Source organism: Acinetobacter sp. ANC_7634 (assembly GCF_056779875.1).
Map to the genome: position 1 here is coordinate 466261 of NZ_JBWYIT010000001.1, position 22673 is coordinate 488933.

At 38.8% G+C, this 22673-nt stretch carries 19 protein-coding genes and 1 pseudogene; 18 read left to right on the plus strand and 2 right to left on the minus strand.

The annotated features are described in order from the left end of the window. Positions 1-8 precede the first annotated feature (8 nt). From AC1M9A_RS02240 to AC1M9A_RS02280, 9 genes are all read left to right on the plus strand, one after another. Entirely contained in the window at positions 9-7880 is a 7872-nt protein-coding gene (locus AC1M9A_RS02240) for a two-partner secretion domain-containing protein (protein ID WP_481609523.1), read from the plus strand. After that, positions 7877-8263 carry a hypothetical protein gene (locus tag AC1M9A_RS02245; protein WP_481609524.1) on the plus strand — a complete coding sequence of 129 codons (387 nt, stop codon included), beginning with the start codon at positions 7877-7879 and terminating at the stop codon, positions 8261-8263. Before AC1M9A_RS02240 ends, AC1M9A_RS02245 begins: the two co-directional genes overlap by 4 nt. A gap of 137 nt (positions 8264-8400) precedes the next feature. Beyond that, a complete protein-coding gene (locus AC1M9A_RS02250; protein ID WP_481609525.1) occupies positions 8401-9597 on the plus strand; it encodes a VENN motif pre-toxin domain-containing protein in 1197 nt (398 codons plus the stop codon). 125 nt (positions 9598-9722) lie between these two features. Next, positions 9723-9995: a DUF6966 domain-containing protein gene (locus AC1M9A_RS02255; RefSeq protein WP_481609526.1), complete on the plus strand. Its 273-nt coding sequence runs from the start codon at positions 9723-9725 to the stop codon at positions 9993-9995. A 295-nt stretch (positions 9996-10290) separates the two neighbouring features. After that, entirely contained in the window at positions 10291-10437 is a 147-nt protein-coding gene (locus AC1M9A_RS02260; protein ID WP_481609527.1) for a hypothetical protein, read from the plus strand. A 21-nt stretch (positions 10438-10458) separates the two neighbouring features. Continuing rightward, a complete protein-coding gene (locus AC1M9A_RS02265) occupies positions 10459-10779 on the plus strand; it encodes a VENN motif pre-toxin domain-containing protein (protein ID WP_481609528.1) in 321 nt (106 codons plus the stop codon). A gap of 204 nt (positions 10780-10983) precedes the next feature. Continuing rightward, complete coding sequence (locus AC1M9A_RS02270) at positions 10984-11229, plus strand: hypothetical protein (RefSeq protein WP_481609529.1); 246 nt, start codon at positions 10984-10986, stop codon at positions 11227-11229. A 66-nt stretch (positions 11230-11295) separates the two neighbouring features. Beyond that, complete coding sequence (locus AC1M9A_RS02275; protein ID WP_481609530.1) at positions 11296-11547, plus strand: hypothetical protein; 252 nt, start codon at positions 11296-11298, stop codon at positions 11545-11547. A gap of 214 nt (positions 11548-11761) precedes the next feature. Next, positions 11762-12094 (plus strand): Imm42 family immunity protein, encoded by a 333-nt coding sequence (locus tag AC1M9A_RS02280; protein WP_481595413.1) that lies wholly within the window; start codon positions 11762-11764, stop codon positions 12092-12094. 1 nt (position 12095) lies between these two features. Here AC1M9A_RS02280 and AC1M9A_RS02285 read toward each other — a convergent pair whose 3' ends face one another. Next, positions 12096-12344: a transposase family protein gene (locus AC1M9A_RS02285; protein WP_481609531.1), complete on the minus strand. Its 249-nt coding sequence runs from the start codon at positions 12342-12344 to the stop codon at positions 12096-12098. Between AC1M9A_RS02285 and AC1M9A_RS02290 the strand changes: the two are divergent. From AC1M9A_RS02290 to AC1M9A_RS02320, 7 genes and pseudogenes are all read left to right on the plus strand, one after another. Then, positions 12334-12963: pseudogene (locus AC1M9A_RS02290) on the plus strand (methylenetetrahydrofolate reductase C-terminal domain-containing protein); the annotation flags it as partial. The gene AC1M9A_RS02285 and the pseudogene AC1M9A_RS02290 overlap by 11 nt on opposite strands. Before the next feature lie 207 nt (positions 12964-13170). Beyond that, positions 13171-13851 (plus strand): GntR family transcriptional regulator, encoded by a 681-nt coding sequence (locus AC1M9A_RS02295; RefSeq protein ID WP_481609532.1) that lies wholly within the window; start codon positions 13171-13173, stop codon positions 13849-13851. Positions 13852-14065: 214 nt separating this feature from the next. Further along, complete coding sequence (locus tag AC1M9A_RS02300) at positions 14066-16159, plus strand: TonB-dependent receptor (RefSeq protein ID WP_481609533.1); 2094 nt, start codon at positions 14066-14068, stop codon at positions 16157-16159. Beyond that, entirely contained in the window at positions 16159-17175 is a 1017-nt protein-coding gene (locus AC1M9A_RS02305) for an ABC transporter substrate-binding protein (RefSeq protein WP_481587079.1), read from the plus strand. Before AC1M9A_RS02300 ends, AC1M9A_RS02305 begins: the two co-directional genes overlap by 1 nt. Next, positions 17172-18188, plus strand: coding sequence for a FecCD family ABC transporter permease (locus AC1M9A_RS02310; RefSeq protein WP_481609534.1), 1017 nt, complete (start codon positions 17172-17174; stop codon positions 18186-18188). The genes AC1M9A_RS02305 and AC1M9A_RS02310 overlap by 4 nt, the downstream gene beginning before the upstream one ends. After that, entirely contained in the window at positions 18185-18949 is a 765-nt protein-coding gene (locus AC1M9A_RS02315) for an ABC transporter ATP-binding protein (RefSeq protein ID WP_481595409.1), read from the plus strand. Before AC1M9A_RS02310 ends, AC1M9A_RS02315 begins: the two co-directional genes overlap by 4 nt. Before the next feature lies 1 nt (position 18950). Further along, entirely contained in the window at positions 18951-19454 is a 504-nt protein-coding gene (locus AC1M9A_RS02320) for a GNAT family N-acetyltransferase (protein WP_481589882.1), read from the plus strand. Between the two features lie 54 nt (positions 19455-19508). Here the strand turns inward: AC1M9A_RS02320 and AC1M9A_RS02325 are convergent, their stop codons facing one another. Beyond that, on the minus strand, positions 19509-20177 hold the full coding sequence (locus AC1M9A_RS02325; RefSeq protein WP_092766431.1) for an epoxyqueuosine reductase QueH: 669 nt from the start codon (positions 20175-20177) through the stop codon (positions 19509-19511). Between the two features lie 336 nt (positions 20178-20513). On the opposite strand from AC1M9A_RS02325, the gene AC1M9A_RS02330 reads away from it, so the two are divergent. Both AC1M9A_RS02330 and AC1M9A_RS02335 read left to right on the plus strand, forming a co-directional pair. After that, positions 20514-21497 carry a putative oxygenase MesX gene (locus tag AC1M9A_RS02330; protein ID WP_481609535.1) on the plus strand — a complete coding sequence of 328 codons (984 nt, stop codon included), beginning with the start codon at positions 20514-20516 and terminating at the stop codon, positions 21495-21497. A 50-nt stretch (positions 21498-21547) separates the two neighbouring features. Next, complete coding sequence (locus AC1M9A_RS02335) at positions 21548-22591, plus strand: methionine synthase (protein ID WP_481608431.1); 1044 nt, start codon at positions 21548-21550, stop codon at positions 22589-22591. Positions 22592-22673 lie beyond the last annotated feature (82 nt).

Here is a 22673-nt window from a genome sequence, read left to right on the forward strand (position 1 = left end):
ATTGAAAAATGAATAAGAACTTTTATAAAACGATTTTCAGTAAAACACGTGGTGAAATGGTCGTTGTTGCAGAAAATGTGTCTGCAGAAGGACAAACAAGTAATTCAAACATCACACATTTAGAGCTAGACACAGAATCTACAGCTGAAAAAAGTTTAGGCTTAAAAGTTCTATCATTTTCCATCATGCTTTTGACGGGCGTTGCAAGCATTGGTATGACCACAGATTTAGCAGAAGCCAATGTGATTGCAGACCCAAATGCAGCAGGGAATCAAAGACCAACGATTATTAACAGCGCTAATGGTACAACCCAGGTGAATATTCAAACGCCAAGCCAAGCTGGTGTTTCAATGAACCACTACGAACAATTTGATGTGAATAAAAATGGGGTGATCCTCAATAACAGCCGTCAAAATGCTCAAACGCAATTGGGTGGTTATATCCAAGGTAACCCTTGGCTTGCAGTCGGTGAAGCTAAAGTCATTGTGAATCAAGTTAACTCAACCAATGCCAGTCACCTTAATGGCTATATTGAAGTGGGTGGACGTAAAGCCGATGTAATTATTGCCAACCCATCTGGAATTAATGTTGATGGTGGTGGATTCATCAATGCTGGTGCAGTTACGTTAAGTACGGGTAATCCGTTACTAAATAATGGTGCGGTTACAGGCTTTCAAGTTCGCGATGGTTTAATCAATATTACAGGACAAGGATTAGATAGCAGTACAGCAGACTACACGCGTTTACTTAGTCATGCAGCACAAATTAATGCAGGTGTATGGGCAAAAGACTTGCAAATAGTCACAGGTCAAAATGACATTGATGCACAAAGTAATATTAAAAGTATAGGTAATGCAAGCAGCGGTACAACGAACAACACACCAAAATTTGCCATAGATACAGGTAGCTTAGGGGGAATGTACGCAGGGAAGATTAGCCTGATTAGTACAGACAAAGGTGTGGGTATTAATAATGCAGGGCAAGTGTTTGCTTCTGCTGGCAGTATTAAAATTAGTGCAGATGGACAACTACAAAACAGTGGTTCAGTTGTTGCACAACATAAAGAAGATCCTCAACAAGCAACATTAGATATTCAAGCTACAGAGTTAAATAACAGTGGCAGTATTTCGAGTTTGGGTAAGCAAAGCATACAAACGACAAACCTGAATAACACTGGTTTGATAGCAACTTCTGCTGAATTGAATATTCGAAATAAAGAAACCATTCAAAACCAAGGCGAACTCAATGCAGGTCGTGTTGATCTAGAAACAAAAGATCTGAAGAACAGTTCAGGTAAAGTTGTTCAAACAGGCTTACAGGACTTAGCGATTGATGCGAAAACACTTAATAATAAAAACAAAGGCTTAATTGGTTATACCGAAATTGATCAAGACACAGGAACAAACCCTAGTACAGGCACAGGTGGTGGAAATACAGGTGGCTCAGGTGCAGAAACAGAAGCCCCAAGCACTGCGACAGGCGGTGGTAGTACCAGTTCAGCCAATACGTCTATTACAGCGAGTTTTGCCCAAGGTAAAATTAAGGCAGACAGCATTGAAAATGATGCAGGGAAAATCACGGCAAATGGTGGGGTAAGTTTAACGCTCAATCAAGGTTTGGATAACAGTGATGCGACATTAAACTTAAATACTTTGAATGTCCAGGGACAGCATTTTAAGAATAATCACGGTGTGATTACAGCACAAGATGCCAGAGCTAAAACAAAAGATGTTGATAACACTACAGGTAAAATTAAAGTTGTTCAGCACCTGAGTATTGAGAGTGAACAACTTAAAAATACACAAGGACAAATCCTTACGGGTAAAACATTAAGTATTCGTACAGGTGACTTAAATAATTACGAAGGTGAGCTTCTTTCATCACAAGACTTAGAGATTCAAGCGAATGATGTTCAGAATACAGCAGGTAAAATTTTAGCGAATCAAAATGTAGCGATTGATGCAACATCAATTACAGCTGATGGGCAACTCAGTGCAGGCAATGATTTAAAGCTGAAGTTAAAAGAGAGCTTCACGACGAAAAATAAAATTGAAGCAGGAAACAATTTAAAAATTGAGACTGTGGGTAATTTGGTAAATACAACAGAATTACAAGCAGGATCAAAATTAGAACTTAAAGCCAGTGATATTGATAATAAAGATACAGGTAGAATCATTGCCAATAACGGTACCCTTATTCAAAGTGAAAACTTAACCAACCGTGGTGAAATTAACAGTAATGGTCAAACATTAGTTGAGCTGACGAGTACTTTAAATAATATTGGCACAGGTCGTATTTATGGTGACCATGTTGCAGTAGCTGCAAATAAAGTGCTCAACCAAGAAGAAACTGTTGATGAAACAATAGCTGCTGTGATTGCAGCACGAGATCGATTAGATTTAGCAGCGCAAGATATTGTCAATAAAGAAAAAGCATTGATCTCAAGTGAAGGCAATATGGTGATTGCTGGCACTTTAGATGAAAACAAACATGCGGTTGGACAAGCACAAAGTATCAATAATAACAGTGCTAAAATTGAAGCAGGTGCCGACTTAACGATTTCAAGTCGATTGTTGAGAAATACCAATGAGCATTTGCAAACTCAAATAAAAGAAGTTGATCGTCAATATATAGTTGAATATGAAGCACAGGGGCAGAATCAACGCTATCTAGAAGGTAGCCAAGCTGAACTAGGTTGGAAGATTGGCAATGATGAGTCGGATCATCTTGTGACACCAGATGGTCAATGGCATGAAAATTGGCATCGCTATAATTACGAAAAAATTAAAGACCAAACACAAGTTGTAAATTCTGCCCCTGGTCAAATCCTCGCTGGAGGAAATATTAAAATTACGGGTGACGTATTATTGAATTCGGACAGTCAAATACTGGTTGGGGGATTACTAGATGTTAAGGTTGGTGATTTAGACAATCATGAAACATTAGGTCAAACAATTATACGTGATGAGGGAACTTTAACAAATTTTTGGAGAGATCATAAAAAAGGCACGGATGTAACAGGGTCAAATACTTCTGCATATAGACCTGCACCAATGATTACAGAGTTAAATTTAGGTGTATTGAGTTATCAAGAACATGTTCAGGGATTATCAACGACGAATCCTAATACCCAACTTAATACAAATTCAACACTTGAAAATGATATTACGGTTCGCACAATTGATGTAAATACGTCTTTACCAAGTAGTAGTTTATTTAATACTAATCCAGCTAATCCTGAATATTTAATAGAAACTGATCCAGCTTTCACAAATTATAAAAAATGGCTAGGCAGTGATTATATGCTCAAATTATTGAGTTTAGAACCTCAAAATCTGCATAAACGTTTAGGCGATGGTTACTATGAACAAAAAATCACGACTGAACAAGTGAGTCAGTTAACTGGTCGACGCTTTTTAGATGGTTTCAATAGCAGTGAAGAACAATTTCAGCAATTGATGCTGAATGGCGTAACAACTGCACAAGAAATGCAACTTAAAGTCGGGATAGCTTTAAGTGTAGAACAAATTGCTAAATTAACCAGTGATATTATTTGGTTGGTGGAAAAGCAGATCACTTTGAGTGATGGAAGTATTGAAACTGTACTAGCTCCACAGGTCTATGTAAGGTTGCAGAATGGAGATATTAATGGCAATGGCGCATTACTAGCAGGCAGTAATACCGCCCTGAATGTTGAAAATAGTCTTGTTAACAGCGGTACAATAGCAGGTCGAAATGCATTAGTGATTCAAGCAGATCGTATCCAAAACCTCGGTGGACGATTAACAGCAGATCAGCTTTCGGCTAAAGCTAAGAAAGATATTAATAATTTAAGTGGGACCATTGATGCTAAGCAAAAGTTATTCTTAGATGCTGGTGAAAATATCAATATTGTCACTGAAACCAATACAACAGAAAGTGATCAGGGTTCAAACACGCATTTAAACCGTCAAGCTGGTGTTTATGTAACAGCTAAAGGTGGACAAGGCATACTTGCATTAAATGCAGGAAAAGATATACAACTCAATGCTGGTGTTATTTCAAATGCCAGTGAAGAGGGTATTACACAACTTAATGCCAAAAATAATATTAACTTGGGAACGACACAAGTCAGTCAGAAACAACAAAATATTAAAGATTCAAATAATTATATTAAACGTAGTGAGTCTGGAGAAATTGGTAGTCAGATTCAGGCAAATAACGATATTCAGCTTAATGCAGGAAATGATATTAATTTACGTGCATCTGAAGTCAATAGTGCAACAGGGAATGTTGTTGCTCAAGCACAAAATATCAATATTGAATCTGGTGAATATACAAAAGTTGCTGATGATGCTTTAAAAACGAAGAGTAAAGGCTTTGCGAGTACAACGACTCGAATATTCAAGGACAGCTCTGAACAAACACAAGCTGTAGCTAGTGTCATTGGTGGTGAGAATATTTACTTAAATGCTGAAAAAGATATCTCTGTAAAAGGTAGTCATGTTATTGCAGATCAAGATACCAATTTAAGCGCAAAAAATAACATAAAAGTGGAGTCGGCACTTACTCAGTCTACTGAAGAGAGTTTTTATAGTAAGAAAAAATCAGGACTATTTAGCAGTGGTGGTATAGGTGTTACTGTAGGTCAGATAAAAGAAAGTACAGATAACAACAATCAACAATTCACAAGCAATGCTTCATCAGTTGGAAGTTTAGCTGGTCATACAAACATTATCGCTAGTAACACCTATCAACAAACGGGGAGCACAGTATTAGCACAAGAAGGTGATGTAAATATCTTGGCACAACGTGTCAATATAGAAGCAGCCAACGAGCAAAATATCAATGATTATAAGCGTGAAATGGAACAAAAAGGCTTAACACTTGCTGTAAATGTGCCAATCGTGCAACAAGTTGAATCTGTTTTAGATTCATCAAAACAAGTGGGTCAAAGTAAAAATGATCGTGTTAATGCAATGGCAGCAGCCAATGCAGGCTTCGATACCTACAAAGCAGGACAGTCCATAGGCAAATTAAATGATGTTCTTACTGGCTCTGCTACTTTGAACCAATCGGTAGAAGTTGGGGTGAGTTTAACCTATGGCGAACAAAAGAGTGTAGAAACAAGCCATACACAAAGTAATACAGCTGCTCAAAGTAAAGTGAGCGCTGGAGGCACAACAAACATTGTAGCAAGTGGTGCAGGGGGAGATTCCAACATTAATATCCTTGGTTCTGATGTTGTTGGATTGAAAGGTACCCACTTGGTAGCAGATAACGATGTCAACATCAAAGCCGCTGAACAAAGTAGTATTGAACAATCAAATAACAAGAGTTCAGGCTGGAATGCAGGTGTAACCATCAGCAACCAAACAGGTTTGGGTGTTACGGCAGGTGGGAATCTTGGAAAAGGCAAAGGCGATGGCACTGATACAAGCTATGTCAATAGTCATGTCGGTTCAAAAGACAGTTTAACGACAATTAGCAGCGGTAATACAACCAATATTATTGGTGGACAAGTTCAAGGTAAGGGCATCCAGATAGATGCCAATGAACTGAATATTGAAAGTTTGCAAGATACTGCAACATATAAGAGCAAACAACAAGATATTTCAGGTCAAATCAGTGTTGGTACCAATGGCGGTAATGCATCGGGTAGCTTTAGTAAGTCGAATGTTGATGCCAATTACGCCTCAGTCAATGAGCAATCAGGGATCTTTGCTGGAGATGATGGTTACCAAATCAATGTGAAGACTAATACTGATTTAAAAGGTGCTTTGATCACATCGACGCAAAAAGCTGAAAACTTAAAAAATAATAGTCTAAATACAGGGACTTTGACTTATTCAAACATTCAAAATAACAGTGAATATGATGCTAAAGGGATTTCACTGAGTGCTGGATTAAATGCGACTAAATCTGATCAGGGTAAACCTGGTACTGTCATATCAGCGCCTGAAAAAATTGATCAACATGCTTCCACAATCCAAGGTGTAAGCAAGTCGATTGGTTTTGGTTTGGACAGTGATAAAGACAGTAGTGTGACGCAAAGTGGTATTAATACGTCTAATATCACGATTAGAGAAACAGTTCGTCAAGAAGAGCTGACAGGAAACTCTGCTGAGCAGATCAAGTCAGAAATCCTCACACATGTCACAACAGATACAGCACGTGAAAACAGTGGCGCATTGCAAAATAACTTTGATCGAGATCAAGTTAAAAGCGAAATTAATTTACAAATGGATGTGACGAAGAAGTTTGATGCGAACCGCCAAGAAGTACGTACTGAAATTAATAAAAATTTAGATGAAGCTAAAAAAGCCAAGGAAGCAGGAACACTGAGTCAAGCTGAGTTCGACAAGAAACAGCAACAACTTCAAACCTTAGGAATATTAGTCGATAGCATTTCAGCAGGCTTGTCAGCCCCAACGAGCAGTGGCTTAGGTATAGCAGCCGCAACAGTGAGTCCTAAGCTTAGCTATGAGATTGGGCAATATTTCAAATCCAACAATAGTGAAGGAAGTGCAGCGCATATTTTAGCGCATACTGTATTGGGTGCGGCAGTTGCAGCAGCAGGAGGCAATAATGCACTGGCTGCGGGTATTTCTGAAGGTGGAGCAGAAGCTTCAGCACCGTTACTTTCAAAATATTTGTATGGCAAAGAAGCCAAAGATTTAACAGCTGATGAGAAAGGAACGATTAGTGCAATCACTGGTTTGGTTGCATCTGGTGTAGGTGCAAGCACTGGTGAGGTGGCTTCGACTGTGCAAAGTGGGCAAGTGGCGCAAAATGCAGTGGATAATAATTACCAAACCAGAGCTACTCTTAAAGCTGTGAATAAACATCTGCAAAAATGTAGTTCGAATGATAGAGCTTGTATTGAGCAAGGAATTTCAATATTAAGAAAGACCGACCAAATGCTTGATAAAGCTTTCAATAAGTGTGTGCAAACAGCTGATGCTGCTTGTGTAGAACAACATTTAAAAAATATTTTGGCAAGTGATGTTTCACCGGAAATGAAAGAGATTGAACAACAGCTAAGAAGACTAAAAGTTTCAATTGAAGCAAAAGGGCTTCTCAATGAAACTAGTGGATTTTCAATACAAGCAACGAAGCAATTAGATTTCTTGAGATATGCACAAAGAAGTTGCCAAAACATGACGTATGGTGCTTGCAGTACAAAATATAATGGTTTAAAGCAAAGCGCAGCAGAAAAAATATTGATTCCAGCAAAATCAGCTGTTTTAGATTATATGGTAGGGGAAAAACCAAGAACAGGAGCAAGTTACTATATTGCTGGTTTTGGTTATGTTGCGACAGAAATATTTTTCCCTGAAAGTGCAACAGATCTAGCTTTAATGGCAGTAGGTGGTGGAACAGCTAAAGGAGTCAGTCTAGCCAATAAGGAGGCAAAAGTAGCAGATGATTTAATTCAGCGACAAAAAATTAATAATAATCATAATGTTGAAGATTTTCAACAATATGATCATTATAGATTGGATAATGCAAAAAATTGGAGAACTGGAGAAGCAGAAATAGGAGGAAACTGGAATTGGGATAAAGTGGCTCCAAATGGGGGGGCAGTGCCAGGTAGTAGTATTGAGAAAAATGTACAGGTTGGTCAAATTTTAGATCGTTATGGTCCTGAAAATGGGAGGTATTTAGCAAGCCCAATAGATTCATTGGAGCAAAGAGCATTACCCCCTGGGACAAACCGACCTCAATCATATCATCAATATGAAGTGCTTAAGCCCTTTAAGATTACCGAAGAAAAAATTGCACCAGCATTTGGGCAACCAGGTGGAGGAACGCAAATTCGTGTGAAAATACCAGAGCTTGAACAATATGCTACAGTTGAGCAGCTGAAAAAATTCGGTTATTTAGGAGACAAAAAATGATCATTAATCTCAATAGTGATTTTGATGGTATCAATGTTAATCGTAATTCTTTTTACAAAAGTGAAGAGGAAAGAGTTGAGCGATTAAACAAAGCAGAAAAAATTGCTTATCAACAGTTAACTGATGAATTGATAAAATTCGGCTATAAAGATTTAACAGTAAATATTGGTGCAGAACATGCAAATTATTTAGATGGAGGCTTGTGTATTAATAGAGATGGTGAATATTGGTTGGTTTATCATAGCGAACGTTACCGAAAGTCAAGATTATCTTTGTTTACTTCTCCATATGATGCAGCAAATTTTTATTTATGGAGCATTGTGGCTCACCCAGCACGAGAAAGCACATCGGTTGGATGTATTCCTAGGTCGGGTACATTTTAAACAGTTTATATGAAAAAGTTTAATCGTCGATGCCTCTTAGCTGATATGTGTCCCAACGCAATTAGGTTGAGCTACTGCGAGAGCTACTTCAAGTTCAAAAGTTAGTTATGAAATTGGTCAATATTTAAAATGTAGAGATGAGGAAGGCTATTCAGGCCATATTCTCAGTACATACAATTTTAGGTGCGGCAGTTGCAGCAGCAGGTGGAGCAGAAGCTTCAGCACCGTTACTTTCAAAATATTTGTATGGCAAAGAAGCCAAAGATTTAACAGCTGATGAGAAAGGAACGATTAGTGCAATCACTGGTTTGGTTGCATCTGGTGTAGGTGCAAGCACTGGTGAGGTGGCTTCGACTGTGCAAAGTGGGCAGGTTGCGCACAATGCCGTGGAAAATAATCGAATGATTAATGTACGCGAAGCACAAGTTCTACAAGCATTAATTAAAAACAAGACTCAAACTGAAAAGAATAAACTTTATCAGGCTGCTTGTTATCTTGTAAAGTGTGCAGAAGGTGTGCCAGAAGATGATCCAAATTATTCTACATTATTAAAATTACAAGATTTAGGAGCGAAGAATGAAAAAGAAATCGAAGCACTTGAAGCGACAGGGTTATATACCTACACTAACTGGGATAAAGCAAATGATCTTAGAACAAGAAATGATGAGATTGTCACAAGAGCGGGTGGAGCTGGAAAAATAGTAGGAGGAGGCTTAACTGCAATTGGTGGTGGAGCAGCAGGAGTGGGTTTGTGTACAACAGGTGTTGGTTGTGCTATCGGCGCACCTTTAGCTGGATTAAGTACATACGGTGGAGTTAGCACTGCAAGTGAGGGTAAGGATGCTTTATTTGGATCATATCAATCTAAAGTAGGGCAAAATGTACTTAACTCATTTAGTCCGAATCGTAAAGATCAACTAAGTCCATTAACTCAAGATGCTTTAGACTGGGCAGTATCAGTCGCAGAATCTGTGTTATTAGCTAAGGTTGGAGGGAGACTTTCAACGAAAGTTAATAAACCTGCTTACAATTCCGTTGAAATAAAAAGTCCCTTAGGGAAAAATTTAGGTACCTATAATGCAGTAAATACGGGTCCGTTATCCAACAATTTAGCTGGAATATTCGCAGGTGGTAAGTACACTGAATTTGAGTTGCAGCACAACACTATTCTGTATAGAGCCGGTGTTAAGGGTACCAGTTTAGGTCAATTTTTCACTAGAGAAATACCTGAAAGTGTAATTCAAACTCGTATTGATAAAGCTGTTTTACCTGTTTGGCCGGGAGGTGCTAAATCACCATTAGATACAACATACGGTATATTAATTCTCAAATGAACGAAAGTTTATTCAGGGGAAGTATGTACACAAAATGGTTTTTATCTTGGTGGAACTCAGCAGATAGTTGTAGTTGAACCTTGGAAAATTCCTGGAGTAAAAGTAATCAGTGAGAAGTCTCTAAAATGAATGAAGTTCAATCTATAAAATTAATCATAAGTGAAATAAGTAATTTGCTTGAAGAATTTGACTTAACATATTGGTCAACAGCATTTAAACGTTTTTTGACGGAAATTGATTCAAATTTTTCTCAAGTTAAGCACGATATTTTAAGGAATTATGCTGGAATGGGCTCATTTAATGACATCGTTTTAGAAAAAAATGGAGAATATCCACTTTATGAAAATGACAAATTTTCCAAATTACGGAATGATCTTTATGATTTGTGCTTAGTATGACTCAATTGAGCGTAAATCTATTGGCAGTTAGAGCTAAATTAATAAAAAGTTAGATGAAGCAAAAAAAGCTAAGGAAGCAGGAACACTGAGTCAAGCTGAGTTCGACAAGAAACAACAACAACTTCAAACATTAGGCATATTAGTCGATAGCATTTCAGCAGAATTATCAGCTCCGACTAACAGTGGCTTAGGAATAGCAGCCGCAACAGCAAGTTCTAAACTCAGCTATGAGATTGGACAATATTTCAAATCAAATGATAGTGAAGGAAGTGCAGCGCATATTTTAGCGCACACTGTGTTGGGCGCGGCGGTTGCAGCAGCAGGTGGCAATGATGCTTTAACGGCAGTTGCAGCAGCAGGTGGAGCAGAAGCATCAGCACCTCTACTAGCTAAATACCTATATGGTCAAGAATCAAAAGATTTAACAGTGGATGAAAAATGAACGGTAAGTGCGATTACTGGTTTGGTTGCATCTGGCGTGGGTGCAAGTACTGGTGATGTGGCTTCGACTGTACAGAGTGGTCAAAGTGCTCAAAATGCGGTGGAGAATAATTATCAAACCAAAGCTACTCTTAAAGCTGTAAATAAACACCTTCAAAAATGTAGTTCGAATGATAGAGCATGTAATGAGCAAGGAATTTCAATATTAAGAAAGACCGATAAAATGCTTGATAAAGCCTTCAATGATTGTGTGCAAACGGGTAATTCTGCTTGTGTAGAACAACATCTAAAAAATATTTTGGCAAGTGATGCTTCACCAGAAATGAAAGAAATGGTGAAATAATTTTAACGATTAAAAATATCAGGACAGGTAACAGGCTTATTAAATGAAACCATTGGTTACACAAGTCAAGCAATAAAAGATATAGAAGCCGTCCGTTCAGGTCAGGATGTAGGTTCCGTCAGTGGTGCTACTACAAATTGTATTGGGCCCACACCTGAAAAAACTTTAGGTAAGCGAACTCTTGCTTTGGCTAATGAGCTTACTTTGAAACAAATTTGGGCTGCAGTTGGTTTGAAGAATCATTTCCTAACAGGTCAGGAAATTACAGAGAATGAAAGACAACTTGCAATCGCTTCAATAGGCATACCACAAAGTCAACTTAAAAATGGCAGTTTAGTAAGGATTGATATATCTAATCCAAGATCTGCAGGTTTAAGACTACCATCTGGTAATGAGGCTGGTGCAAATAGTCAGTGGATTCCTGAGGGTAAATTACTAATGGTAGTTTAGAGGCTGTTATTGATGCAACAAAGGTCAGGAAAGACATGTTAAAGGTCAGAAAAATAGGAAATTAAAATGAAATTTAATTTTAGATATATATATGTATCAAAAGAATTAAAATTTAGTGTTGGGATTGAAGAAGGAATGAAAAAATATTATGTATCTTTTCTAGTTCCGACTCATAATAGGCAAAGTGATTATGAAATATATTATTGGTTACCAGCAAGCTATTTAGAATATATTTACTCTGAACCCGAAAAAATTTATCCATTTATTTTAGAGTGCGACAAAGGGCTACATAAAGAAATGGAAATAGATTTAACTTAAAAAACTATACTAATTTCGTTTAGATTGCTGTTTTTTAATAAAGGGCGTTTGACTGACTTTCCAAAGGAAATATTCATCAGTTCACATATGAAGGAACTGGCTCAAATACTTACCATTGGGCTGGCAGTTCAGATGGTGCCAGAAATTCTTTAAAGTTAGATAATAAAACCAAAGCCATTTTGCGTAAAAATGGATGGAAGTCAGAGGCACTAAAATGATTTTAAAGTTTAATGATGATTTTTTTGTTCAATGGGATGTAATTTTTGCATTAAATGATGGATTAAATTTAGGAATATTTAGTTTTTGGATTCAGGATAAATGTTATCCAGGGAAAGGAATTAATATCACTTTGAACTCTATTTTTTATACTTTGGTCAGTAACATTGAAGTGATTAATAATCTAAAAAAAGATTTTGGAGAAAAGCCTATTAATGAAATTGATTTTTCATCTTTGGATGGTGATAATTTTGTTTGGATTGATACAGGGGAGTTATTTCAATTTGGTTTTGGTTTAGGGCTTGGTTTTAATAATAGAGTTCTATCATAAGTCATTTTTTATTCAGTTCCATGGTATAGATCCCAGCAATTAAATTGAATCTTAAGCCTAATCTTTTGCCTCGATTACGATATCGCTCGGCAAGGATTTTGAAGGTCTTCAAAGTCCCAAATACATGCTCAATCCCAATTCTTCTTTTATTGATTTCTTGATTGTAAACTTTTAGCTCAGGATCTAGTTTACAGTGCTTTTTGGCTTTTTGGCTTTTTGGCTTTTTGGCTTTTTGGCTTTTAGGTTTCAATGGTGTTCATCTTTCAGCATGTGAAAATTCAGAAGAACAGAAGATTCTTCAAAATTATATTGAGCAATATCAACATGATGATTTAGAGGAACTAGAAGCACGCTGGAAATCTCTTTGGCAGATTAAGACTGGAAATGAGTTTGTTCCAGAATTAACTTATGATGCGCGTCAACCGACATTAGGTCAGCTGATTAAATATCATCATTTGCATGTCATGCATAAAGCCCTTTTTGAGTCCAAAATCTCTAAAGGTGTAGGTAGGTTTATTTTTAAAGCGTCCTTTTGGGATAATGAGTTGGCATCAAAAACTTTGTTAAAAACCGAATTTAAGTCAAAACATATGGTTGTGGGCTGCGAAAATTGTGGTCAATGTAGATTGGCTGATACTTTATATATTTGCCCTGAAACATGTCCTAAAGGACTTGCAAATGGTCCTTGCGGTGGCACCACATTAGATCGATGTGAGTTTGGAGATCGTGAATGCATTCACTCTGATAAAGCCCGATTAGCCAAAGCCGTAGGACATACTGACGTTTTAAAAGATACCCTGATTGCAACCGTACCCGTTGAAGTTCGTGGAACCAGTTCTTGGAAAAATTGGTTTTTGGGAAAAGTTTAAGTCTTTTCAATTTCTTGTATGGGTTGATTTATAGTATTGAAATGCAATTATTAATTAGCGTTATATAGGGGCTTAAATTAAATTATCCTATAAATCTAAAAGCCAAAATTTAATCTATTTTCCTATATATCAATATTTACTGATTCTTAAATTCTCATGATGACTCTATAATTTATTTATTACATAGATGTAAAACGAGAATTAAGGATGAGCATAACGCCCATTAAGTCAGGCACTGGCAATTTAGCTAATGTGATTTATCAACAAATAAAGGATGATATTTTTAGCTTTAAGCTCAAACCTGGACAACGTTTTACTGAAACGGACCTTTCTGAAAAGTATGAGGTCAGCCGTACCCCAACACGGCAAGCACTGTATCGTCTTGAACAGGAAGGCTATGTGAATGTGCATTTCCGCAGTGGTTGGGAAATTAAGCCTTTAGATTTTACCTTTTATCAGGAGCTCTTTGATTTACGTATGATCTTGGAAAAAGAGGCTGTTAAACGTTTATGCGTAATGGATCATGAGCAATCTGAAGAATTACAGAATTTAAAGCGATTATGGCTTGTAGACGAACAGGACTATAACCAGAACACCAAAGCATTGGTGCTGCAAAGTGAAGATTTTCATTGTGCCTTGGTTAGAGCTGCAGGAAATCGTCAAATCGCCAAGATTCATCATGAAATCAGTGAAAAAATCCGAATTGTGCTCAGTCTAGGCGCCATGCGTGAATTCGATATCCAGCATGCTTATCAAGATCATGCTGTAATACTTAGATGTATTTTAGCTCGTGATGCTGATGGGGCGATCCATTTAGCAGAACATCATGTCTTACATAGTATTGAGGACGTGAAGAAAATTACTCTTAAAATATTTTCGACTGTTTAGGATAAATTATTAAAAAAATGCCAATTTTAAAAAATTGGCATTTTTTTTGCCTCTAATTCATATCTTGTATACAAGAATGTACACAAAACTAATCTAGCGATGCCAGAACAACATTTGCTTAGTTTTAGTGCATAGATTTAATGAATAGTGCACCAATTTGAATTCAATATTTGTAAACGCATCAATATTGTGCGTATAAATGAGGATAGTTTTTTTGAGATCTCGTGTAGCTTTATTAATAGGTTTAACTGGCATCAATCAAGGGGTGTTTGCAACAGATCAGGTCAAAACCCTAGATACGATTTATCTCAGCACAGCTTTAGCCTCAGAATCTACACAGCACGCTCAAGCGCTTACCAAATTTCAGCATGATCTATTGGATATCCCGTTTAATAAAAGCCATTTGTCGCAAGACGTTATCCAGCAGCAAGATATTCAGCGCATGGATCAAGCCCTCAGCATCGTGAGTGGGGTATTGCATCAAAATAATTATGGTGGGGGCTTTTGGGATAACTATTCATTCCGAGGATTCCAAGGCAATCCCAATATGGGGGTGGATGCCATTCGTAATGGGCTGAGTGTCAATCGTGGCATTTCTGCACCTAAAGATATGGTCAATATTGAATCACTGGATTTCTTAAAAGGGCCGAGTGCCGCACTGTATGGGCGTGGCGAGGTGGGTGGCGCATTAAATGTCACCACGAAAAAGCCACAATGGACGCCTGAAACAGCGCTTAACCTGCGTGGAACAACACAAGATGAATATCGTTTAAGTCTAGAGCAGACCGCGCCAATCAGCGATGCGTTGGCGTATCGAATGGCCTTTGCCATTGAGGATAATCAGTCGTTCCGTGATCATGTCAGTAGCCAACGTTTATTTGTCGCACCGCAATTCTCGTGGAAATTATCTGAAAATACCCAAGTGGATTTAGACACTGAATTTACCCAGCATTTAGGCACATTTGACCGTGGTATCACGGCTGTCAACAACCAGTTATTGATGGATCCAAAGACCTTTACGGGTGAGCCTTCTGATGGTGATATGCGCGTCAAAGACAATCTCTATCAAGTACGATTAAAGCATCAGCTCAATGACGCATGGCAGATGAATGCTGCGATCAGTTATAAAGATGCGCAAATGGTCGGCTATTCAACAGAACCACGCAAATTACAGGCCGACCTTGAAACATTAGAGCGTCAGCGTCGTCATCGTGATTATCAGACCGAGGATATGCTGCTCCAAAGTGAATTACTTGGTCAACTGCAACTCGGTCATGTTCAGCATGAATGGGTACTCGGTGCAGAAACAGGGCGTTTGGACTTTATGCAACGTCAATTGCGTCTTAATCACTCGGCTGCTCAGCCAAATTGGATCAACATTTACAATCCCACTTATGGGCAATTTAGCTCTGAACTACCTTTACATACCGATTCCGATGAACGTCAGCAGTACATGGCTGTGAATGTACAAGATCAGGTCTTTTTTAATGACCAATGGAATGTGTTATTCGGAGGTCGATTCGATCGTGTCGAACAGCGCTTCATCAACCATCGCACGCAGTTCAAGGATCAGAGTACAGCACAAAAGTTTAGCCCACGCATAGGCCTTAATTACCGTCCTATACCAGCACTGTCTGTATATAGCAATTATGGTGAAGCATTTTCCATGAATAATGGCATGGGTCGTACAGGGGAGACGTTTGCACCTGAAACAGCGAAAAGCTATGAAATCGGCGCGAAATACCAATGGCAAGATCACAGTATGCTTAGCATCGCCTTGTTTGATATGAGCAAAAAAAATGTCTTGATGACGGATGCCATTGATCCAAACTATGAAGCTGCGGTTGGTGAAGTGAAAAGCAAAGGGCTCGAAATTGACTTCAACCATCGTATCAATGACCAGATGATGTTGTCAGCAGGCTACGCCTATATGGATGCCAAAGTCAGCAAAGATGACGTGTTACCTGTAGGCTCAGCACTGAGCAACGTACCCAAACATAGTGCACATGTCATGGCAAGTTATGACCTTTGGCAAAATACGCAACATGCAGCAGGTCTAAATTTCAACCTCAATTATGTCGGGCAACGGAGTGGAGACAGCCCAACCAATACGGCTAATGGTTTCAGCTTACCTGCCTATACCGTATTGAACCTTGGGGCTTATTACCAAGCAAATCCAAATTTACGCTATCAACTGAATATTCATAATCTGTTAAACGAGGAATATTATCTATCCAGTTATAGCCATGTATGGATTCAACCCGGTGAGCCGATCAAAGCAGCGTTATCGGTACAGTGGCAATACTAATGCAAAGATTTATTGTCCTTTTACTGAGCTGTGTACTGTTGGGTTGTACGGCAACAGAGCAACCGATATCAGCAAAAATACAAAGCCCAACATCGCACTGTGTGGTTGATAGCTCAGAGACCGAAGTCTGCCTAGCTCAGCCAGCACAGCGTATTGTGTCCTTGTTTGAATCAGGTTTAGACGGGCTATATATGTTGGGGCAGGGTGCAAAGGTCGTGGGGATTCCTGCTGAGGTCTATTTACAGACCTTGTTATTTAATGCTTATTCCAAAATGGATCCACGTATTGCCAATAAGCAACTCGCTACACCTTCACAAGGCTCAAATGCCACCAACATTGAAAGCTTAATGCTATTAAAGCCAGATTTGGTGATTTTAGGTAGTGGGCAAACACAAACCATTCAATTGCTTCGACAATTTGGTATTGCAGTCTATGTGATGGAATCAGGCACTTACGATCAGGTGAAAGAAGAGCTGTATGAAATTGCACAGCTTACAGGTGCTGAGCAACGGGCTAAAGAAATTCTGGATTTTTCAGATGTGCTTCTGGCTGAAGTGGCACTCAAAACCTCAAAGCAAAAATATAAGCAATCAATATATTACGCATGGTCAGGTGGACGAATTTATTCAACCTCAGGACGCAAATCGATTACCAATGATTTTATTGAATTGGCAGGGGCTTACAACGTGGTTAAAACGGAGACCAATCAACCGAATGTCAATCCAGAAACGTTGATTGAGTGGAATCCTGACAATATTGTACTGTGGAATACCGACCCAAACCTGATTTATCAGCGTAAAGAATTGCAAGGTCTAAAAGCAGTACAACAACAGAAAGTGTTTAATCTCAGCCCTGCATTTATCTATAACCCACATACCATCAAAATTCTTGTGACTGCGATTTATCTGCATCATCACATTTACCCTGACACCTCAGACTTAGCAGTTGAAGCCTTGCAACTCAAAATTTTAGAGAAACTCTATGGTCAGAAAATTGCCAAGGAGTTGATGTCATGAATAAGGCAAAATTGAAATACACCTGGTTTTATCCATTGCCGATTCTACTGATTTTTATGTCGCTGTTGCTAGGACCGAGTCAAACATTAAGCGCAGGGGATTATGCACTGTGGTTTATCCAGTGGATGTTGGGTACAGCGTATTTTGATGCGCAACAATTTAGCTTGATGCAAAATATTGTCTTCAATATTCGCCTACCACGCATCTTATTGACCTTTATGGTCGGGGCTGCTTTGGCAACAGCCGGCAATGGCTTGCAAGCTTTGTTCCGCAATCCCTTAGTGGATTCCTATGTGCTGGGGATTTCTTCAGGTGCCGCCTTTGGTGCAGCATTAGCACTATCTTTGAGTTGGTTGTCGCCCAATTTATCGGCGTTTATTTTTGGCGTATGTGCAGTGGCATTAACCTATGTGTTTGCCCAGCAAAAGCATGAAATCCAAACTTCATTGGTGATGGTGATTTTATCCGGCATGATTGTTTCAGGTCTGTTTTTAGCAGGACTGACCATTATTCAATATTTAAGTGATCCTTTTAAATTACAAGCGATCGTGCAGTGGACCATGGGGAATTTACATCAGGCATCGTGGCAGAAAGTCCAATATGCGGTTGTGCCGATTACGGTGGCTTTAATGGGCTTATACGCCATGCGTTGGCGCTTGAATCTGATGGCATTGGGAGCTGATGAAGCACAAGCCGTGGGGGTAAATCCGAAGTGGGAGCAGCTCATACTGATTGTATTGGTCACGCTATGCACCTCAACTTCAGTGGCTGCCGCAGGCATCATTAGTCTATACGGACTATTTATGCCGCATATTGTGCGTATGTTGGTTGGCCCTGACCATCGTTACAGTATTCCTGCCAACATGGTTTTAGGCGGCAGTTTTTTGCTACTCATTGATAATTTTTCACGAGTTTTACTCAGCTTTGAAATTCCAATTGGCATTTTCACCATGCTCCTCGGTGCGCCATTTTTCTTATTACTGATCAAAACACAAAGGACGGCTTGGGCATGATTCGAATTGAACAGTTGAACTATGCCTATGGGCATAAACAAGTGTTAAAAAATATTCAGCTTGAATTTCCAGCGCATCAGTTCTCGGTGATTTTAGGTCGCAATGGTTGTGGCAAATCCACATTATTTAAACTGATGGCAGGTTTAGAACAGACCATAGATGGGCGAGTACTTTATGCGGGGCGGGCGTTAGAACAGATAAAAGGCAAAGAAAGAGCCGCGCTACTTGGATTTTTACCGCAGTTCCATAAAACGGTTTTCCCATTTTTAGTTAAAGATGTGGTGATTACAGGTCGGGCTGCATTTAGTCGATTTCGTCCATCTAAACAAGATTGGGACATGGTCGATCAGGCTTTAGTTGATCTCGATATAGAACATTTAAAAGAACGCCCTTATACCGAGCTGTCAGGCGGAGAGCGTCAATTGGTGATGATTGCCCGTATTTTGGTGCAAGCACCGAAAGTGATTTTATTAGATGAGCCGACCAATCATTTGGATGTTTATTATCAATCTTATTTGATGAAAAAACTGCGACAATTGTCACGGCAGAATTTTACTGTGATCGCCATTATGCATGATCCGAATTTGGCATTTTTATTTGCCGATCATTTGTTCTTTATGCGTGAACATGAAGTGATTCGTCCTGATTCAAAAGCGCGTCTCACCGATCCGAAATTTTTAAAAAGCGTCTACGATGTCGAGTTTCATGAAGCCATGATTCAAGACAAGACCATTGTTATCCCTGATCATTCTTGGTTGTAAAATGAATTTAACCTATGAAACACTGCAATCCGCAGATCAATCTGTCATTCAATTTGCTTTATATTCACGGCAGCTTTTATTTCCAGAACTGTATGGTGCTTGTATTCCAAAAGATATTGCCCAGTTTGAGCAGTACTATGTGGACAGTCCTTTAGGCTGTTTTATCGTGGTCAAAAATCAAGCCAAAATTATCGCAACGATTGCTTACCGTGCCTATGACGGACGTTTTGATTTGGATATTGCTGAAGGTGCTGTTGAGGTGGTCAAACTTTTTGTACTACCTGAATATCGTCGACAAGGCATTGCCACGCAACTGTGTCAGTTATTATTTACACATGCCGAGCAACACGGCATAGAAACCTTGTATTTGCATACACATCCCTTTTTACCTGCAGCGGAGCAATTTTGGCGTTTACAAGGTTTCGACGTGATTAAACGTGAGTGGTTAAAAACTTACAATACCATTCATATGTTAAGAACTATAAAATCTGATCATCGATTTTGAAATTTAGCCATAAGCTTAATTATTTATATAGATTATAGCTAAATACTGAAGTAATCAGTCTAGATCATCCAGAGCATTTGAATAGAATTTCACACCTATTTTGATGCGATCACGCCCTTGGCTCATACGCCAACGATTAGTATCACGTAAGGAATAGACGCAACCACAATATTCCTGTTGGTAAAACTCCTCTTTTTTGCTGATTTCGAGCATACGCACAGCACCACCATTCTTACGCCAGTTGTAATCCCAATAAGTTATCCCTTCATAATGTGAAGCTGAACGATGACCACAGTCGTTGATTTGCTTCATATCTTTCCAACGGGAAATACCAAGCGAACTACTTATTAGACTGAAGCCATTTTCAGCTGCATATAAAGCTGTACGTTCAAAACGCATGTCAAAACACATAGTACAACGAATGCCTTTTTCAGGTTCATTTTCCATACCTTTGGCGCGTGCAAACCAATTGTCTGTATCGTAATCACAGTCGATAAAAGGAATGTTATGTTTTTCGGCAAAGCGAATATTTTCTTCTTTACGAATTTCATATTCTTTGACAGGGTGAATATTGGGGTTATAAAAAAAGATCGAAAAGTTGATGCCTGATTCAATCAGGGTTTCCATCACTTCACCCGAGCATGGTGCACAGCAGGAATGAAGTAGAAGTTTGTCGTGACCTGCTGGGAGAGACAGTTTTTGACGTTCAAGTTTGTTTGACATGGTTATATAGGTTTAAATTTAAACCCTATATTTTAAAGATTGAGTTGATAATTAAACCTCTAATAAGCTGATATTTTCTAAGGTTAGGTTGAGATAAATTCACTTGAGCACCATTTGAGTGAACGGAATCGCATCCGTATACCAGTGATCTACTCATTAACTGCATGGATAAGTTAGCTCATCTATTCTAAATCGCTTTGAAATAGCGAATATGCTTTAACATGAGGGATTCTCATCTTAAGCTGAATTTATATCGTTTTACTCACTTTATTATTCACGTTTAAATACAGCCATTCAGAAATTTAGTTTTTTATAAAATTTTAGGTGGCAATCTCCATGAGTACAGCATTTGAGTGTTCAATTAAACGTATCCGTTTTGATGAAAACTATACGCCAGCAGAAAGTACACGTTTGACTACAAACTTTGCTAATTTGGCTCGTGGTGAAAGTCGTCAGGAAAATCTGCGCCGTACACTTGCGATGATCAACAACCGTTTTAATAGCTTGGCGACTGTCGATAATCCTAAAGGTGATCGCTATTCACTTGAGATCGACATCATTTCTGCAGAAATTGATATCGAAGGCAATGGACAAACTTTCCCATTTATTGAAACACTGAAAAGTGTGGTGATTGACCACCAAACAGGTGAACGTATTGAAGGTATGATTGGCAATAGCTTCTCATCTTATGTGCGTGATTATGACTTCAGTGTGGTATTGCCTCAGTTGGGTTGTGGCGTGGGTGAAAAACCTGAAGATTTTGGTAATCTACATGGCAAATTGTATAAACATCTGGTGAATTCAGCAGTATTTAAAGCAGAATTCAATAAAGAACCGGTAATTTGCTTAAGTGTTTCAACCTCTAAAACCTATTATCGTACATCCAATGTACATCCTATTTTAGGTGTGGAATACAAAAATGATGAATATTCACGTACCGATGAATATTTTGCCAAAATGGGCCTACGTGTACGCTATTTCAAACCAGAAGGTGGTAATTCGCCACTCGCATTCTATTTCGCTGGAGATTTACTTCGTGATTACACTGATTTTGAATTGATCAGTGCGATTGCAACTATGGAAAGCTTTCAAAAAATCTACCGTCCTGAAATTTACAATACTAACTCACCAGCAGGCGTGGAGTATAAACCAAGCTTAAGCTATGGCGACTACTCACTAACTCGTATTGTTTATGACCGTGTAGAACGTGCTGAGTTAGCAGTCAAACAAGGTAAATGGACAGAAGAAAATTTCATTAAGCCTTATCAAGACATTTTAAATAAATGGGCTGAAAATTTCGAAGTCGAAACAGCTGCTTAAAACATCCAATTGATATACAGATTCACGAATTTAGAGAAAGAAGATTAGACATGGCACTTACACCACCGAAATTATTACTCCCAACTTCAACTGCGGGTAGTTTACCGAAACCATCTTGGTTAGCTGAGCCTGAAAAACTATGGTCTGCATGGAAACTCGAAGGGGAAGAGCTTCTTGAGGCAAAACGTGATGCATTGAAATTATCATTACATGAGCAAGTCACTGCTGGTATTGATATCGTGAGTGATGGTGAACAAACCCGTCAGCACTTCGTCACTACATTTATTGAGCATCTTGAAGGTGTGGATTTCGAAAAGCGTGAAACCATGCGTATTCGTAATCGTTATGATGCAAGTGTACCTTCTGTTGTGGGCGAAGTTTCTCGTAAACAATCGGTATTTGTTGAAGATGCGAAATTCTTGCGTAGCCAAACCAATCAGCCAATTAAATGGGCGTTGCCTGGTCCAATGACCATGATTGATACTTTATTTGATGGTCACTACAAGAGCCGTGAAAAATTGGCTTGGGAATTTGCCAAAATTTTAAACCAAGAAGCTTTAGAGCTCGAAGCAGTAGGCGTGGATATTATCCAATTCGATGAACCGGCGTTTAATGTATTCTTCGATGAAGTAAATGATTGGGGGGTACCAACCTTAGAGCGTGCACTTGAAGGTTTAAAATGTGAAACTGCGGTTCATATTTGCTACGGTTACGGGATTAAAGCCAATACCGATTGGAAACAAACTTTGGGTAATGAATGGCGCCAATACGAAGAGTCATTTCCGAAGCTACAACAATCTAAGCTCGATATTATTTCGCTTGAATGCCAAAACTCACGTGTGCCAATGGATTTGATTGAATTGATTCGTGGTAAGAAAGTCATGGTCGGTGCAATTGATGTGGCAACTAATCAAGTTGAAACCGCAGAAGAAGTCGCGAATACCCTGCGTAAAGCTTTGCAATTTGTGGACGCGGATAAGCTTTATCCATCAACGAACTGTGGTATGACGCCGCTCTCTCGTCAAGTGGCACGTGGCAAGCTTGAGGCTTTAAGTGCTGGAGCTGCCATTGTCCGTAAAGAGCTAGAAGCTTAATCAAACGTAGTCTTGCATTAATCAGGGCAAATCGTCGCAAGATCATTTGTTCTGTCTAATGTACGACACGTCATATGTATAT

Excerpts from the sequence above, each read along its gene's own strand:
- AC1M9A_RS02335 (WP_481608431.1), top strand. The coding sequence starts at position 21,548 with ATGGCACTTACACCACCGAAATTATTACTCCCAACTTCAACTGCGGGT.
- AC1M9A_RS02275 (WP_481609530.1), top strand. The coding sequence starts at position 11,296 with ATGAAATTTAATTTTAGATATATATATGTATCAAAAGAATTAAAATTT.
- AC1M9A_RS02325 (WP_092766431.1), bottom strand. The coding sequence starts at position 20,177 with ATGTCAAACAAACTTGAACGTCAAAAACTGTCTCTCCCAGCAGGTCAC.
- AC1M9A_RS02320 (WP_481589882.1), top strand. The coding sequence starts at position 18,951 with ATGAATTTAACCTATGAAACACTGCAATCCGCAGATCAATCTGTCATT.
- AC1M9A_RS02295 (WP_481609532.1), top strand. The coding sequence starts at position 13,171 with ATGAGCATAACGCCCATTAAGTCAGGCACTGGCAATTTAGCTAATGTG.
- AC1M9A_RS02280 (WP_481595413.1), top strand. The coding sequence starts at position 11,762 with ATGATTTTAAAGTTTAATGATGATTTTTTTGTTCAATGGGATGTAATT.
- AC1M9A_RS02310 (WP_481609534.1), top strand. The coding sequence starts at position 17,172 with ATGAATAAGGCAAAATTGAAATACACCTGGTTTTATCCATTGCCGATT.
- AC1M9A_RS02330 (WP_481609535.1), top strand. The coding sequence starts at position 20,514 with ATGAGTACAGCATTTGAGTGTTCAATTAAACGTATCCGTTTTGATGAA.
- AC1M9A_RS02245 (WP_481609524.1), top strand. The coding sequence starts at position 7,877 with ATGATCATTAATCTCAATAGTGATTTTGATGGTATCAATGTTAATCGT.
- AC1M9A_RS02250 (WP_481609525.1), top strand. The coding sequence starts at position 8,401 with ATGAGGAAGGCTATTCAGGCCATATTCTCAGTACATACAATTTTAGGT.
- AC1M9A_RS02305 (WP_481587079.1), top strand. The coding sequence starts at position 16,159 with ATGCAAAGATTTATTGTCCTTTTACTGAGCTGTGTACTGTTGGGTTGT.
- AC1M9A_RS02240 (WP_481609523.1), top strand. The coding sequence starts at position 9 with ATGAATAAGAACTTTTATAAAACGATTTTCAGTAAAACACGTGGTGAA.
- AC1M9A_RS02315 (WP_481595409.1), top strand. The coding sequence starts at position 18,185 with ATGATTCGAATTGAACAGTTGAACTATGCCTATGGGCATAAACAAGTG.
- AC1M9A_RS02255 (WP_481609526.1), top strand. The coding sequence starts at position 9,723 with ATGAATGAAGTTCAATCTATAAAATTAATCATAAGTGAAATAAGTAAT.